Origin of the sequence: Dactylosporangium sp. NPDC051485, from assembly GCF_040682015.1 — a bacterium.
GTDB lineage: Bacteria > Actinomycetota > Actinomycetes > Mycobacteriales > Micromonosporaceae > Dactylosporangium.
The window spans coordinates 1-1,277 of the sequence record NZ_JBFAZW010000255.1 but is presented as its reverse complement, the minus strand read 5'-3'; the positions used below and the strand labels follow the sequence as shown (position 1 = coordinate 1,277).

General features: G+C 68.5%; 1 protein-coding gene and 1 pseudogene. Both read right to left on the bottom strand.

The annotated features are described in order from the left end of the window. Positions 1 to 5: 5 nt before the first annotated feature. On the bottom strand, positions 6 to 899 hold the full coding sequence (locus AB0M46_RS51370) for an IS3 family transposase (protein ID WP_363349082.1): 894 nt from the start codon (positions 897 to 899) through the stop codon (positions 6 to 8). A gap of 17 nt (positions 900 to 916) precedes the next feature. After that, positions 917 to 1,207 (bottom strand): annotated as a pseudogene (locus tag AB0M46_RS51365) (transposase); the annotation flags it as partial. Positions 1,208 to 1,277 lie beyond the last annotated feature (70 nt).

Genomic DNA, 1,277 nt, shown 5'->3' with positions numbered 1-1,277 from the left:
GATCCTCAAGCTACCCTGAGGGCGGTCAACGGCCGGACGCTGGTGCTGTTCTCGAAGGCGGCGGGGCTGAGGTAGCCGAGGCTGGAATGCCGGCGGCGGGTGTTGTACCAGCCCTCGATGTACTCGAATATCGCCTGCCTGGCGGCAGCGCGGGTGGGCCAGGCCTGCCGGTGCGTGAGTTCAGTTTTGATGGTGGCGAAGAACGATTCGGCGACCGCGTTGTCCCAGCATTGACCGCGCCGGCCGACGGAGAGCCGCACGCCGTGCTGGCGGGCGAGGCGGGCGTGCTGGGCGCTGGTGTATTGACAGCCGCGGTCGGAATGGAACACGAGCCCGTCGGCGGGTCGGCGGCGGCGCAGCGCGTCGGTCAGGGCGGCGTCGACCAGGTCGGTCTTGAGATGGTCGGCCACGGCCCAGCCCACGACGCGGCGGGAGGCCAGGTCGATGACGGTGGCCAGATACAGCCAGCCTTCCCACGTGTTGATGTAGGTGATGTCACCGCACCAGCGGGTGTCGATCGCCGCTGGGTCGACGGTGAAGTCCCGGCCGATCAGGTCCGGGCGCTTCGCCGCGTTCGGGTCCGGGATCGTGGTGACCTGCCAACGGCGTGGGCTCTTGCCCCGGATCCCGGCCGCGCGCATCCGGCGGGCGATGCGTTTGCGGCCGTGCCGCAGCCCGGCAGCGGCGAGCTCGGCGTGGATCCGCGGCGCCCCATAGGTGCCGTTCGACGCCGCATGGATCTGCAGGATCTTTGTGGTGAGCTGCTCGTCGACGCGCTTCCGGGAGCTGGTGATGTTGCGGGTGTAGTAGGCGGACCGGGAGACCTGCAGCAGCTCGCACGCGCGTTTGACACTGTGCTTGCCGGCCTGCTCCGCCTCGATGAACGGATACACGTTCACCGGGTCTCCCGTGCGAAGAAAGCCGTCGCCCGCTTCAAAATGTCGACGTCCTGCTGCAACCGGCGGTTCTCCGCACGCAGCCGGGCCAACTCGGCCCGCTCATCGCTGGTCAACCCGTCCGAGCGGGTCCCGGCATCAAGCTCGGCCTGCTTGACCCACTGCCGCACCGCGGTCTCGGTCAGGTCGAAATCCCGCGCGACCTGCCCGACCGTGCGGTCCCCGCGCTGACACAACTCGACGATCTCGGCCTTGAACTCAGGCGTGAACGCCCGCCGCGGCCTCGATCGCTTCTTCCCCACGTTCTCCATGATGCTAGACATCCTCCCGGAGACCCCAGGTCCCCTGATCTCGGATGTCCGTCAAAACGGGGCAGGCCCA